Here is a 13,486-nt window from a genome sequence, read left to right on the forward strand (position 1 = left end):
ATACGCAAAAAGCGACGTGCGCCTGATAAAGATCCCTTGGTATCTGCGGCATTGCCTCCTATTTCTACTAAATTTGTATGCATTTAAGCAACATCAACATGACAACGATAAAAAATCTCTCCGCTCCTAACAAGATCAATGCCCCGTTACCTTTTGCAAGAAAACTGCTCACCATATTGGTTGCAGCTTCGTCGGCAGTTGCTGCTGGCGCTACTTATGCAGAAAACAACACGGCTCAGACCGCTGAGTTACCGTTGGTGACGGTAAAGGCTGGCGGGGAGGCCAACGACAGTTATAAGGCTAAATCGGCGGCTGTCGGTACTTTTGGTAGCGCTGCTTTGTTGAATACGCCAGCATCGATTTCGGTGATTACGCGTAGTCAAATGGATGATCAGCAATCGCGTTTATTGAGCGAGGTGCTGCGCAACGATGCGTCAGTCGATAACAATTACACGCCTTTAGGTTATTACGAAAACTTCAGCATTCGGGGTTTTCCGCTGGATTTGGCGTCGAGTTACCAACTGGATGGTATGACGATTTCGGGTGAACAAAATGTGGCGCTGGAAAATAAGGAACGTGTGGAAGTATTGAAGGGCTTGGCTGGCTTGCAGGGCGGTTTGGGTGCGCCGGGCGGGCTGATTAATTATGTCAGTAAACGTCCGGCTGACGTGCGCTCGATTACGCTGGGAACCGACTCGAACGGGTCGCGTTATATGGCGGCGGATGTCGGTACGCTATTTGGTGCGCAAAAGCAGTTCGGCATACGCGTGAATGCCGCGCACGAGGGTATCAATACCTACGTCAATGGCGCTGACGGTGATCGCAATTTTGTCTCAGTGGCGGCGGACTGGATTATTTCACCTTCCGCTACGCTGCAATTTAATATCGAAGATCAGCATCGCCAGCAACGTTCGGTGCCGGGTTATCAATTACTCGGCGGTACTGTCGTTCCGAGCAATGTTTCACCTTCCCGTTTGTTGGGCGGTCAGCCTTGGGATAAGCCTGTAACGATTGACTCGCTGAATATGAATATGCGTCTCGATGTGGATTTGAATCCAGACTGGCATGCTTCCCTCGCCGTTAGTCGGAGCAGGGTAATTATCGATGATAATTCGACGTTTCCGTATGGCTGTTTTTATGTAAGTAGTTGCGCCGCAGGGGGGACGCCGCCGCAGTATTTCAGCGCGAATGGCGATTTTGATATTTACGACTATCGTTTTCCTAACGATACGCGGCGCAACGATCAAGTCCAGGCGGTGTTGCAGGGAAAAATTAATCTCGCCGGGATGCGGCATGATCTGACGTTCGGTGCCAGCAGTTTTCGCCGGACCGTGAGTTTGAGCGATGGCGTCAACGAATATGTGGGTAGCGATAATATTTATAACCCGACCCCGCTGGTGTTTGCACCATCTCCTGATACGCCGAGCGCCTCTACCCTTCGACTCGATAGTCGCCAGCAAGGCTTGTTCGCCATGGATCGGGTACAACTGAGCGACCGCTGGCAGGTGCAAGTCGGTGCGCGTCAGGTCTGGTTGCGAGAGCGTGCATTTGATGACACCGGGGCGACTACGCGCACAACCGATAAATCGATGGTCTTGCCGCAATTGGCGCTGATCTATAAGCCGCAAAACGCGATGACCCTGTATACCAGCTATAGCAAAGGTCTGACGATGGGCGGGCAAGCGCCTTTTTGGGCGACGATTAACCCGCTGGAATTTTTGCCGCCAACGGTATCTCGTCAGATTGAAGCCGGTATCAAGTTTGAGGTCAGCGATCAACTAATGCTGAACGCGGCGATATTTCAGATGACCAAGCCCTACGAATATCCTAAGCCGGAAGGCGCTGATATTGCGTATGTTCAGCAAGGGACGCAAACCAATAAAGGGCTGGAGCTGGGGGCGGTCGGACAAATCACTAAACGCTTGCGATTGACGGCTAGTCTGGCTGCGACGCAAGCGATTGCGACCGATACCGGGACGCCTGCTTACGATGGTCATCAAGCCATTAATGTGCCGCGTTTGCGTGGCAGCGTGTATGCGGATTATTCGGTGCCGGGCGTTGCCGGACTGAATTTGCTGGGTGGATTGGACTATAGCGGGCGCAAGGCGGCGACCCGGGCTGGTGACGTTGATGTGCCTGCATTCTATGTGTTTAATGCGGGTTTGCGTTACGGAACATCGTTGTCTGGGCATAAAGCAGTACTTCGCCTGAGCATCGATAATTTACTCAATAAACAATACTGGAAAGACGTCGGAGAATATTTGGGCGACGGTTATTTACATCTGGGCGCGCCACGTACTGCGCGCTTGTCAGTGCAGTATGATTTCTAAGCGATTTGGACAATACTTTGGACAACGATAGCGCGTCATCCCCGGTTGGTGGTCTGGCGCATGGCCTTGGTACGGAGGAAGTACTGCCTAGCTGGCCGCCCTTAACGCTGGATGAAGTGCGGCGTCTGTTAGAGCGTTATCCGCAAGTTGGCGAGGTGAAGCGACTGACATGGTATAGCCCCCGTCCGTTTTCCAGCGCCTGCGTGGTGGAGACTAGCACTGGCTTGCTGTTTGTTAAGCGCCTGATAAAGGCAATCCGCAGCGTTGATGATCTGCTGGAAGAGCATCGCTTTATCGCTCATTTGGCGTTGCATTTACCTGACGATGGGCCTGCTGTTAGCGTGGCGTTGGCTGATCGGCATGGCGCAACGGTCATTGCTGACGAAGGCTGGACGGTGGAAGTACACCGATTGGCGCAGGGCGCTGATTTGTATCGCGATGCCTTTTCCTGGACGCCGTTTCTGCTTACCGAGCATGCGAATGCAGCAGGCCGTGCACTGGCGCAGATGCATCAGGCTGCCGCCAATTACGAGGCGCCTGTGCGCACGGCGACATTGCTGGTATCCGGATTTTCTGTCTTTAACAGCGATGATCCAATGGGTGAAATGCAGCGTTATATCGATGTACGTCCTGGCTTGGCAAGCTATCTGGCGCAGCGGCCTTGGCGCGAGGATGTGACACGGGTATTGATGCCATTTCATGCGCAGTTGCAACCGCTATTGAAAAATCTTGTGCCGCTATGGACGCATAACGATTGGCACGCCTCGAATTTGTTATGGCGCGAATTGGATGTGGCAGAAAATGGTCACTTCGCGCAAGTGGCGACGATACTGGATTTTGGGCTGTGCGATAAAACTTGCGCCGTCTATGATTTGGCGATTGCGATTGTTACCAATATTGTCGAATGGTTGAAGTTACCGCAAGCCGCTGAGGGTGCATCGGCGAACGATGGTCTGATCCATTTTGACCAGCTCGATGCTTTACTTGACGGCTATGATGCGTTTACGCCATTGTCAGCTTATGATGTGGCGGCGATCACCGCGATGCTACCACTGGCGCATGTGGAGTTTGCCCTATCGGAGTTGGCCTACTTTTATGGCGTGCAAGGCTCAGCGGAGAACGCCGCTGTGGCTTACGATACGTATTTGTTAGGTCATGCAGAATGGTTTAATAGCGCAGCCGGACGACGATTGTTAATGCATATACAAAATCGATATAAGCGCTAAATCGAGATTGAAGCTGGTCTGGCCACGTTGCCAATATCCCTAAGGAAAAAAATGTCCGCATTGGAAATAATCGCAGTCATTGTCAGTGCATTGGCAGTCTGGCTGACCGCACGTCGCAATATATGGTGTTGGCCAATCGGGCTGGCATCGGTGTTGCTGTATGCGCGGATTTTCTTTGATGCCAAACTGTATTCCGATTTGTTATTGCAATTGATATTTGCCATCATGCAATTGTATGGTTGGTGGACCTGGACGCATTCAAAAAAGATAGAAACGCCGTCGCAAAATGTCGATAGTCACCATATTTTGCCACAGCGCTTGTCGGTTGTTGGCTGGTGCATCGGTCTGGTGATTGGCGCTGTGGGAAGCGTCTTGTTAGGCTATGTTATGGCCCGATTTACCGATGCGCATATCCCTTGGCTGGATTCCGCACTGACCAGTTTTAGTCTGGTAGCGCAGTTTTGGATGGCGCGTAAATATATCGCTAACTGGTGGTTGTGGATTGCTGTCGATATCATTTATATCGGCGTATATATTTACAAGGATTTGCAGTTAACGGCAGGGCTATATGGGCTATTCATCGTGCTTGCCGTTATTGGCCTGCGTAATTGGCGGCGAGAACTACAACAGCACGAGCAGCGTGTTCAGCCACATCCTGTTAATGGCCTCGCGGTCTAAATTTTGCCGGAAATAACGTCGATCATGTCTGAAGTTGCGGTCCAGGAGTCAGCCGAATCTAGCGATAAATCGCGCTATATCGCTCACCTCGATATGGATGCTTTTTACGCTTCGGTGGAGTTATTGCGCTATCCGGATTTGCGTGGCCGCGCCGTAGCAATCGGCGCAGGTTCTGATCATCAACCGGTCATGCAGGCCGATGGCAGCCGTCGCTATTCAACGTTGCGACATTACGTTGGTCGTGGCGTGATTACGACTTCCACCTATGAGGCACGCGCTTTAGGTATTTTTTCTGCGATGGGAATCATGAAGGCCGCAAAGCTTGCGCCTGACGCGGTTCTTTTGCCGACTGATTTTGATGCTTATCGGTATTATTCAAGACTATTTAAGCAGGCTGTAGCGAGTGTCGCCCCGCACATAGAAGATCGCGGTATTGATGAAATTTACATTGATCTTAGCGAACAGATCGATGCATTTCAAAGCGTCACCGACCTTGCGTTACGCATCAAAAAAGCGGTAAATGACGCTACCGGGCTTTCTTGTTCGATTGGCGTTGCGCCAAATAAGCTGCTTGCCAAGATTTGTTCCGACCTTGAAAAACCGAATGGCTTAACCATTCTGACATTGGCCGACGTAACAACACGGATATGGCCTTTGCCGGTAAGCAAAATCAATGGCATCGGCCCCAAAGCAGTTGAGAAATTAGCACTGATCGATATCCGTACGATTGCAGAGTTGGCGAATGCCGATCCCAGTATACTTCAGGAAACGTTCGGACGCACTTATGCTGCCTGGTTGCAAAATGTCTCGCATGGAATAGATGACCGCCAGGTCGTGACGTATTCCGAACCAAAATCGATTAGTCGCGAAACAACCTTCGAGCGAGATTTGCATGCCGTCGCTGATCGCCCAACGCTGACGGAGATATTTACAAAGCTATGCACACGGCTTGCCGGAGATCTTCAGCGCAAAGGTTATGTCGGGCGGACCGTAGGCATTAAATTACGATTTACCGATTTCAGCACGGTAACCCGTGACGTCACGCTGCCATTTGCGATCGACGACGCCGATGCGGTCAGAAAGGCGGCCGGTGAATGCCTGCGGCGAATTTCATTGCATCAAAGGCTGCGATTGCTCGGCGTACGCGTTAGTACGCTAGAGAAAAAAAGTGCATCGACAGAACGCCATACCGTCTCGCAAGGGGATTTGTTCGAAAATGGCGTGGACTCTTTTGATTGATCGCGGTCTATCGCAACAGCCAGAGAAAAATTGTAGATAACTCAATAACCCGGCGGGTAGTGATCCGTAAGTCCGAGGCGAGGACACGATCGCGCACCAAAGCGCTTTGTTGCATGGTCATCAAATCGACATAAATCTGTCATTTTCTTGAAGTAATCGCTCGTTAGTCTGGCGTTGTCAAAATTTGAAAAGGACAATGCATGCGATTACTGACGATCCCTGGCGATGCAAACCCGCAACTCTCTAAATTAACGGTGAGTCTCGCCACCACGCAGGAAGAAATACGCGAAGTACAGCGCCTGCGGTATAAGGTTTTTATTGAGGCATTTAGTTTGTCGGCGTTGGTTAACGCGGACGGCCTTGATAGCGATGAGTTTGACGCATATTGCGATCATCTGATTGTCCGTGACAATAAAACCTTACGCGTGGTGGGAACCTATCGCGTGATGAGTCCGCATGCCGCTCGGCGCATGGGGACTTATTACTCCGAAAAAGAATTCGATTTAAGTCGCCTTAACCATTTGCGTGGCTGTATTGCAGAGGCAGGACGTGCTTGCATACACCCGGATTATCGTAGCGGTAGCGTCATCATGCTTTTGTGGGCAGGGCTGGCCGCATATATGCGCCGCGAACGCTGCGAGTATTTGATGGGCTGCGTCAGCGTGAGTTTGGCAGATGGCGGGCACAATGCAGCCGCGCTGTATCACGCATTAAATGACGACAATTTTGCTCCAGCCGAATACCGTGTCACGCCGCACACGCCGTTCCCTGTGTATGAACGCGAGGCCGGTCACGTGCCGCAAATGCCGCCATTGCTAAAAGGCTATTTACGCAGCGGTGCCTGGGTATGTGGAGAACCGGCCTGGGACCCTGATTTCCACTCCGCAGATTTTTTCTTGTTGCTGCCGTTAGCCCGACTGGACAGTCGGTATGCGCGTCATTATCGTAAAGAGATGAGGTCTGTATGAAGCCCGCCGATCACTTTCTGAGTAGAGAGCTTTCCAGAACCGGGACGGCGCTCAAGCGTGAGCCAATCCGTTTTCGCACGATCTGGATTTCTGATGTTCATCTGGGAACAACTGGCTGTCAGGCCGCCCGTTTGCTTGAGTTTTTACGGGCGACTGAATCAGAGACGCTCTATCTGGTGGGTGATATTGTCGATGGCTGGCAGCTAAAGCGGCGCTGGTACTGGGATCAGGTGCATAACAATGTTGTGCAGACGGTGTTGAAGAAAGCGCGTAAAGGAACCGAAGTGATATTCGTTCCCGGTAATCACGATGAAGCTGTACGGCAATTCATCGATCTGGACTTTGGCGGCATCAAAATTCGCGACGAGTTGGTCCATACGACCGCCAGAGGAAAACGGTTTCTGGTGCTGCATGGTGATCGTTTTGACGGTGTGATTGCTTGCGCTAAATGGCTGGCTTATGTCGGTGATAGTTTGTACACCGTGATTTTGAAGTTTAATCAGTGGTTCAATGGCTGGCGTGCACGGGCGGGTTTACCGTATTGGTCATTGTCGCAATACTTAAAGCTCAAAGTAAAAAATGCGGTGAATTATATTTCTTCGTTTGAAGATGCATTGGCTGCAGAAGCCGCTAAGCGTGGCTTGGATGGGGTTATTTGCGGCCATATTCACAAGCCGGAAATGCGGAATATCAATGGGATTATCTATTGCAATGATGGTGATTGGGTAGAGAGTTTATCGGCGTTGGTGGAAGACGCCAGCGGCGCATTGCGATTGGTCACCTGGCAAGAAATAATGGGACATCCCCACGCCGTCACTAGCAGCAACGTTGGAGAGTTATGCGAATTGCCATCGTAACGGATGCTGCGCCGTCTCAAATTAATGGCGTCGTGAATACTTTGCAGGAAACCTGCCGTTGCTCACGTAACGATGGCCACGAGGTGCTGTTAATCAGCCCGGATGATGCAGCGACTTTTGCCTGTCCTACTTATCCGGAAATTCGACTGGCTTATAAACCCTATGCCCGTGTGGCAGCGATGTTGCGCGGGTTCCAGCCGGATTGCATACATATCTCAACCGAGGGGCCGATGGGTTTGGCTGCGCGGCGTTTTTGTCTGCGTCATCGGATCGGTTTTACTACTGCCTATCACACTCGCTTTCCCGAGTATCTGAGTGCGCGTGCGCTATTGCCGATGGCGCTGACGTATCGTTGGCTGCGCTGGTTCCATGGCCCATCGAAGTCCGTGATGGTGCCGACCCCGCAGGTATTGCAGACGCTGGCAGCGCGTGGATTTCGGCAACTGGCGTTATGGGGAAGGGGCGTGGACACCGTGCGATTTCGTCCCATGGAGCAGGGACGTGCAAATATTACGGGGCCGTTGTATTTGTATGTAGGGAGAATTGCGATTGAAAAAAATATTGCAGCATTTTTGGAGGCAGAGTTGCCGGGCAGTAAATGGATTATTGGCGATGGCCCCATGCGTGAAGAATTACAGCAACGTTATCCAGATGCGCAGTTTTTGGGGAATAAATCACATCAGGAATTAAGTGCTTATTACAACTGTGCAGATGTGCTGGTATTTCCTAGTCATACTGATACTTTTGGCTTGGTAATGCTGGAGGCAATGGCTTGTGGTGTGCCCGTAGCCGCCTATCCGGTGAGTGGGCCGATTGATGTAGTGGCAGACGGTCGCTCCGGCAGTCTGGACCTTGATTTGACGCGCGCCTGTAAAAAGGCGTTGCAACTGGATCGTGAACAAGTCCGGGCACATGCGCTGACCTATTCCTGGGAGGCGGCCACGCAACAATTTTTGCAAAGCCTGCATCGCATTGAATGGGCCAATGCGGCGGCGCTGACGCAATCGTCAATCGCCTGACGGTTAGTTTCTAAGGTTTTATCTTTGTATCGGTCCGCTTAGCAGATATTGCCTTAAAAGCGGATCAGTAATAAATCAATAATAAAAAAAGCCTCGCGATGCGAGGCTTTTGTCATTAGGCGTCTTAGGTAGGGTTTGTTTCCCAGATTTTCCACCAAGTACGTTTTTTAGCGGGGCCACCTTTGTAATAAACACTATTCGGGTAGTTTTTTTGCAGAACGCGTGCTGCATCGTCCCGTAATTCTTTCATACCCAACGCATCATAAGAGCGCACCATGATGTATAGAGCTTCTTCGACGGCAGGCGCGTCGCGATATTCCTGAACGGCACTTTGTGCCCTTGTTGCAGCAGCGATATAAGCACCACGGCGGAAATAATAGTTCGCTACGTGGACATCATATTGCGCCATCGCATTGACTAGATATTTCATGCGAACCAGCGAATCTGGTGCATAAGTACTGTCCGGGAAGCGCTGAACAACTTGCTTGAAGGCGTCAAAAGCATCGCGGGCGGCCTTTGGATCGCGTTCAGAAGCGTCTTCTTTCGACAGAAAATCGAATATGCTGACCTTGTCATTGAAGTTGACCAGACCACGAAGGTAGTACATATAGTCTACGTTTGGATGATTTGGATGCAATTTAATGAAGCGATCGATAGATGCAAGCGCCTCAGGTTGCTCACCTTGACGATAATGCGCATAGGCAATATCCATCTGTGCTTGCTGGGCGTAGGTACCGAATGGATAGCGTGATTCAAGCTTCTCAAATAATGAAATTGCCTTATCGTAACCACCACTACTCATTTCATCCTTGGCCTCCGAGTATAATTTGGGCGCAGACCAGTTTGCGGTTTCATCGACCTTGTCGGGCAATAGGCCACATGCCGATAATGAGAGAGCGAATGCGACAGCAGCTAGTGTGGAGAGTTTTTTTTGCATGGTGGTTCGCAAGAATGCGTGTAAACAATTGATTGATTATAGCCGATGGGACTTGCAGTGACGTCATTTACAAAGCCAAATTTGGCTGAAAACCCTACGGAAACAGAATTTGAAGCCGATATCGATGATAGCGAAGAAATTGAGGTAGCGGTAAATAGCGCTGCCCCAATTGTGCTGGAATTGACGCCGGAGGTGTGCGGAACCCGACTCGACAAGGTAATTTCGAGTCAAATTCCCCAATATTCCCGTAGTCGCATCCAGCAATGGATGGAAGCGGGGCACGTTAGCGTCGATGGCAAGGTTGCCACGACTAAAATGATTGCCTTTGGCGATGAGACGGTGATTGTCTTGCCGCAACCAGCGCCGGATGAACACGCGTACACGCCGGAATCCATGGCGCTTGCAGTGGTGTATGAGGATGACGATATTATCGTCATCGATAAACCGGCCGGATTGGTGGTGCATCCTGCCGCCGGTAACTGGTCGGGAACGCTGTTAAACGGTCTGCTATTTCGCTGGCCTGAGTTGGGTGGCGTGCCACGGGCCGGAATTGTTCATCGATTGGATAAAGATACTAGCGGGTTGATGGTGGTGGCGAAGACGTTAGAGTCGCAGACTGATCTGGTCCGCCAACTGGCTGCGCGGACCGTGCAGCGGCAATACTTGGCGCTGGTGTGGGGTACGCCACAACTAAACGGGACGATCGATGCTGCGATGGCGCGTCATCCACGCGATCGGATCAAGATGGCCGTATCAGAAAGTCTGACTGCTAAAACAGCGGTGACACATTATGAGCGGTTGCAAAGCGGCGTATTGGATGGCCGTCCGGTAAGTCTGATGCGTTGTCGCCTGGAAACTGGCCGAACCCATCAAATTCGCGTGCATATGTTGTCGATTGGTTTCGCTTTGGTGGGGGATACGTTATACGGCAAGCAGCATCTGATGCCAGCGTTTCCGCGCCAGGCTTTGCAGGCGACACGTCTGGGCTTGCAGCATCCATCGACCGGTGAACATTGTGAGTGGTTCACACCGCTGCCGCCGGACTTTGCCGACTTGATCACACGTGCCGGTATTTCTGCGCCAGAGTAAATTTTTGTAAGGACACAATATTTTCTTGTGTCCTTTTTTCTAGGCTCTGCAAATTCCCGAGAAGACTTATTTATGAATCTTATTATTCCCGACTGGATCGACGCACCTTCTCATGTCGGTGCTTTGGTAACTACCCGACAAGGCGGTGTTAGTCAGTCTCCTTACGATGATGGAAGCGGCGGCAGTGGCCTAAATCTCGGTGCGCACGTGGGTGACGCGCTCTCAGACGTAGAGCGCAACAGGGCGTTGTTGTTGCCATTTGTACCGACTGCGCCAATATGGATGACCCAGGTGCACGGCATTAATGTTGTAGATGCTGCTGCTGTGGAGAGCGGGGTTGAGGCGGATGCTGCAATCTCAACTCAGTCGGGAGTCGTTTGTGTGGTGCAGACCGCAGATTGTTTGCCGGTATTGTTTTGCGATGTGGATGGTCGGGTAGTTGGCGCTGCGCACGCCGGTTGGCGTGGTTTAGTCGGCGGTGTACTGGAAAGTACGGTCGCTCGCATGCGTGACGCAGGGGCTGGAGAGATTATGGCGTGGCTTGGCCCTGCTATCGGTTCGCAACAATTTGAGGTGGGCACTGACGTGTTGACCGCGTTCATGGCTGCTGCGCGGGCGCGGCAAGCATCGGAAGATATTCTGCAACAAACTGAGTCCGCATTTGTGCCGATTGCTGCGCGCTCAGGCAAATATCTGGCGGATATCTACAGCCTGGCGCGGATCGCGTTACAAGAGGCTGGCGTGCAGCGCGTTTATGGTGGCGGTTTTTGTACCGTCAGCGATCAGCGGTTTTATTCTTTCCGACGCCAGCAGGTGACCGGTCGGATGGCTTCATTGATCTGGCTAAAATAATAACTTTCAGCTATTATTTTTCAGCTATGCTGTCAGATGTTTGTTCCGTTTTTTTTGTAGCGGAATGGTGATCCGGATCATTCGTTTCGGGATTTTCTACTTGGCCTGCTTCGGCCTGGTTAAGCATCCTTCTACGTTGTTCAGCTCTTTGTCGATTTCTCTTGCGTTGCGGTGTGCCGATCAGGTATAAAACAATTGTCAAAGGAAACACGCCGTACAGCAGGAATGTCATGACTCCGGCAGTAGCCGTTTGTTCGGTGATTGCCATCATAAAGACGACGTAAATCCAGGCGATGGCGACAATATACATATATAAAAATAGACTTTTAGACGATTCAGCATAGACCATCACAGCCCAGCACAGACCAGCACCATACGCGAAATCAACGGTACCCGCATGAATACTCCCAAATTTCCTCATTTCGACCCCGCATCGTTATCGCAAGCGTCACAGCAAATGTTGGAGCAGTTTTCTAAAAATTTGCCGCTAAATTTTCCAAGTAATTTTCCAGCGGACATGGCGCAGATGGGCGATCCCAATAAGTGGTTGTCGTGGTTTCAGCCTCCTGGCGCAGCATCGTTCGGCGCTGCTGGCATTCCGGATGGCGCTTTGAATGACCTTGGTATCAAGCTTGAACCGGCAATACTGCAAAAATTACAAACCGAATACACAGAGAAACTTACCGCATTGTGGCAAGACGCATTGGCGGCTCGCACGCCAGCGCTCGCGGATAAACGTTTTAATGGGGCGGCGTGGCTGGCTAATCCGATGCACGCATTTAATGCTGCCGTGTATTTGCTGAATGGTCACTATTTGACCGCGCTGGTCGATGCAGTCGATGCGCCAGCAAAAACCAGGCGCAAAATTGGCTTTGCGATACAGCAAATGGTTGACGCTATGTCGCCTAGCAATTTCCTGGCAACCAACCCGGTTGCGCAGCAATTGGTTGTCGATACCAAGGGTGAGAGCTTAACCCGCGGGATGACGCACTTGCTTGCCGATATGCAAAAACGCAAAATATCTCAGACTGATGAGGGTGCGTTTGAAATTGGTAAAGATGTTGCCACGACCGCAGGTGCGGTGGTTTTCGAGAATGCTTTATTTCAATTAATACAGTACACGCCGTTGACCAAGACTGTGCATCAGCGGCCTTTGCTGATCGTGCCGCCATGTATCAATAAGTTTTACATCATGGATTTGCAACCGCAAAATTCGCTGGTGCGGTATGCCGTCGAACAAGGCAATACGGTGTTTTTGATTTCCTGGAGCAATGCGGATGAGTCGCTCGCGAAAACAACTTGGGATCAATACATCGAAGAGGGCGCCGTAAAGGCCCTGCACGTTGCGCAAGAAATTTCAGGTCAGGATAAAGTCAACGCATTGGGCTTTTGTGTTGGCGGTACGATATTGTCATCGGCGCTGGCGGTCATGTATGCACGCGGTGAAAAGCCGGTTGCCAGTCTGACCCTGTTGACAGCATTACTTGATTTCACCGATACCGGCGTTCTCGACGTTTATATCGATGATGCACAAATCAAGATGCGTGAGAAAGCAATCGGCAATGGCGGCTTAATGCCGGGCCGCGATTTTGCTTCGGCGTTTTCTAGTTTGCGTCCGAACGATCTGGTTTGGAATTATGTTGAATCGAATTATCTAAAAGGCGAGGAGCCGACCGCCTTTGATTTGTTGTACTGGAATGCGGATAGTACTAATTTACCTGGCCCGATGTTTTGTTATTATCTGCGTCACATGTATTTAGAAAATGCGCTGAAGGAGCCTGGCAAATTGACGGTGGCGGGTGAGAAATTAGATCTAGGGAAAATTGCTGCGCCGACATTTATCTTTGCCTCGCGTGAAGACCATATCGTGCCATGGACGTCGGCGTACGCATCGACGACTTTACTGAATCCTAAACACGCTGACCGCAATCGTTTTGTTCTTGGTGCATCAGGCCATATTGCAGGTGTGATTAATCCGCCGAGCAAAAATAAGCGTAGTTATTGGACCAACGCAAAGTCTGATGTTACTGCCGAAGAGTGGATGGACGGCGCGACTGAACATCCAGGCAGCTGGTGGACCGAGTGGTCTGGCTTTCTGGCGGAACACGGTGGCAAACAAGTCGCAGCACCACGCAAGCCGGGAAATACAACCTATAAATTAATTGAGCCTGCGCCAGGACGTTACGTCAAAGTAAGGGCGGAGTAAATTTGACTGAATAAGAAATCTCCTCATCGCTGACGTAACCTGTTTAAAAAAATAGTAACCGCACCACAGTAATCCCCCAGGGGAG

The 13,486-nt window shown here is 51.0% G+C and carries 12 protein-coding genes; 10 read left to right on the plus strand and 2 right to left on the minus strand.

Translation table 11 applies throughout. The annotated features are described in order from the left end of the window. Window positions 1–98: 98 nt before the first annotated feature. The 7 genes from C7W93_RS00795 to C7W93_RS00825 all read left to right on the plus strand — a co-directional run bounded on the left by C7W93_RS00795 (window position 99) and on the right by C7W93_RS00825 (window position 8,317). Window positions 99–2,330, plus strand: coding sequence for a TonB-dependent siderophore receptor (locus C7W93_RS00795; protein ID WP_108440398.1), 2,232 nt, complete (start codon window positions 99–101; stop codon window positions 2,328–2,330). Window positions 2,331–2,347: 17 nt separating this feature from the next. After that, window positions 2,348–3,556 carry a phosphotransferase enzyme family protein gene (locus C7W93_RS00800; protein WP_108438321.1) on the plus strand — a complete coding sequence of 403 codons (1,209 nt, stop codon included), beginning with the start codon at window positions 2,348–2,350 and terminating at the stop codon, window positions 3,554–3,556. Window positions 3,557–3,607: 51 nt separating this feature from the next. Beyond that, window positions 3,608–4,234: a nicotinamide riboside transporter PnuC gene (pnuC, locus tag C7W93_RS00805; protein ID WP_108438322.1), complete on the plus strand. Its 627-nt coding sequence runs from the start codon at window positions 3,608–3,610 to the stop codon at window positions 4,232–4,234. Between the two features lie 24 nt (window positions 4,235–4,258). Then, complete coding sequence (gene dinB / locus C7W93_RS00810) at window positions 4,259–5,473, plus strand: DNA polymerase IV (RefSeq protein ID WP_108438323.1); 1,215 nt, start codon at window positions 4,259–4,261, stop codon at window positions 5,471–5,473. A gap of 200 nt (window positions 5,474–5,673) precedes the next feature. Then, a complete protein-coding gene (locus C7W93_RS00815; RefSeq protein ID WP_108438324.1) occupies window positions 5,674–6,441 on the plus strand; it encodes a GNAT family N-acetyltransferase in 768 nt (255 codons plus the stop codon). Further along, window positions 6,438–7,298, plus strand: a complete 861-nt coding sequence (locus C7W93_RS00820) for a UDP-2,3-diacylglucosamine diphosphatase (RefSeq protein ID WP_108438325.1) — start codon at window positions 6,438–6,440, stop codon at window positions 7,296–7,298. Before C7W93_RS00815 ends, C7W93_RS00820 begins: the two co-directional genes overlap by 4 nt. Beyond that, window positions 7,280–8,317 (plus strand): glycosyltransferase family 1 protein, encoded by a 1,038-nt coding sequence (locus C7W93_RS00825; RefSeq protein WP_108438326.1) that lies wholly within the window; start codon window positions 7,280–7,282, stop codon window positions 8,315–8,317. The genes C7W93_RS00820 and C7W93_RS00825 overlap by 19 nt, the downstream gene beginning before the upstream one ends. 124 nt (window positions 8,318–8,441) lie before the next feature. Here C7W93_RS00825 and C7W93_RS00830 read toward each other — a convergent pair whose 3' ends face one another. Next, the gene (locus C7W93_RS00830) at window positions 8,442–9,254 is read right to left on the minus strand and encodes an outer membrane protein assembly factor BamD (RefSeq protein ID WP_108438327.1); all 813 of its coding nucleotides are present in this window, start codon (window positions 9,252–9,254) and stop codon (window positions 8,442–8,444) included. A 45-nt stretch (window positions 9,255–9,299) separates the two neighbouring features. On the opposite strand from C7W93_RS00830, the gene C7W93_RS00835 reads away from it, so the two are divergent. Further along, window positions 9,300–10,343 (plus strand): RluA family pseudouridine synthase, encoded by a 1,044-nt coding sequence (locus tag C7W93_RS00835; RefSeq protein WP_108438328.1) that lies wholly within the window; start codon window positions 9,300–9,302, stop codon window positions 10,341–10,343. A 72-nt stretch (window positions 10,344–10,415) separates the two neighbouring features. Continuing rightward, window positions 10,416–11,195, plus strand: coding sequence for a peptidoglycan editing factor PgeF (pgeF, locus tag C7W93_RS00840; RefSeq protein WP_108438329.1), 780 nt, complete (start codon window positions 10,416–10,418; stop codon window positions 11,193–11,195). A 13-nt stretch (window positions 11,196–11,208) separates the two neighbouring features. On the opposite strand, the gene C7W93_RS00845 is transcribed toward pgeF, so the two are convergent. Continuing rightward, window positions 11,209–11,505, minus strand: a complete 297-nt coding sequence (locus tag C7W93_RS00845; RefSeq protein WP_225869830.1) for a hypothetical protein — start codon at window positions 11,503–11,505, stop codon at window positions 11,209–11,211. A gap of 87 nt (window positions 11,506–11,592) precedes the next feature. Between C7W93_RS00845 and phaC the strand changes: the two genes are divergently transcribed. After that, window positions 11,593–13,401, plus strand: coding sequence for a class I poly(R)-hydroxyalkanoic acid synthase (phaC, locus tag C7W93_RS00850; RefSeq protein ID WP_108438331.1), 1,809 nt, complete (start codon window positions 11,593–11,595; stop codon window positions 13,399–13,401). Window positions 13,402–13,486 lie beyond the last annotated feature (85 nt).

The organism is Glaciimonas sp. PCH181, assembly GCF_003056055.1.
Taxonomy (GTDB): Bacteria; Pseudomonadota; Gammaproteobacteria; order Burkholderiales; family Burkholderiaceae_D; genus Glaciimonas.

What these genes read in the sequence shown, in the direction of transcription:
- C7W93_RS00815 (WP_108438324.1), top strand. Translation starts at nt 5,674, where the DNA reads ATGCGATTACTGACGATCCCTGGCGATGCAAACCCGCAACTCTCTAAA.
- C7W93_RS00835 (WP_108438328.1), top strand. Translation starts at nt 9,300, where the DNA reads ATGGGACTTGCAGTGACGTCATTTACAAAGCCAAATTTGGCTGAAAAC.
- phaC (WP_108438331.1), top strand. Translation starts at nt 11,593, where the DNA reads ATGAATACTCCCAAATTTCCTCATTTCGACCCCGCATCGTTATCGCAA.
- dinB (WP_108438323.1), top strand. Translation starts at nt 4,259, where the DNA reads ATGTCTGAAGTTGCGGTCCAGGAGTCAGCCGAATCTAGCGATAAATCG.
- C7W93_RS00820 (WP_108438325.1), top strand. Translation starts at nt 6,438, where the DNA reads ATGAAGCCCGCCGATCACTTTCTGAGTAGAGAGCTTTCCAGAACCGGG.
- pnuC (WP_108438322.1), top strand. Translation starts at nt 3,608, where the DNA reads ATGTCCGCATTGGAAATAATCGCAGTCATTGTCAGTGCATTGGCAGTC.
- C7W93_RS00830 (WP_108438327.1), bottom strand. Translation starts at nt 9,254, where the DNA reads ATGCAAAAAAAACTCTCCACACTAGCTGCTGTCGCATTCGCTCTCTCA.
- pgeF (WP_108438329.1), top strand. Translation starts at nt 10,416, where the DNA reads ATGAATCTTATTATTCCCGACTGGATCGACGCACCTTCTCATGTCGGT.
- C7W93_RS00795 (WP_108440398.1), top strand. Translation starts at nt 99, where the DNA reads ATGACAACGATAAAAAATCTCTCCGCTCCTAACAAGATCAATGCCCCG.
- C7W93_RS00845 (WP_225869830.1), bottom strand. Translation starts at nt 11,505, where the DNA reads ATGTATATTGTCGCCATCGCCTGGATTTACGTCGTCTTTATGATGGCA.
- C7W93_RS00825 (WP_108438326.1), top strand. Translation starts at nt 7,280, where the DNA reads ATGCGAATTGCCATCGTAACGGATGCTGCGCCGTCTCAAATTAATGGC.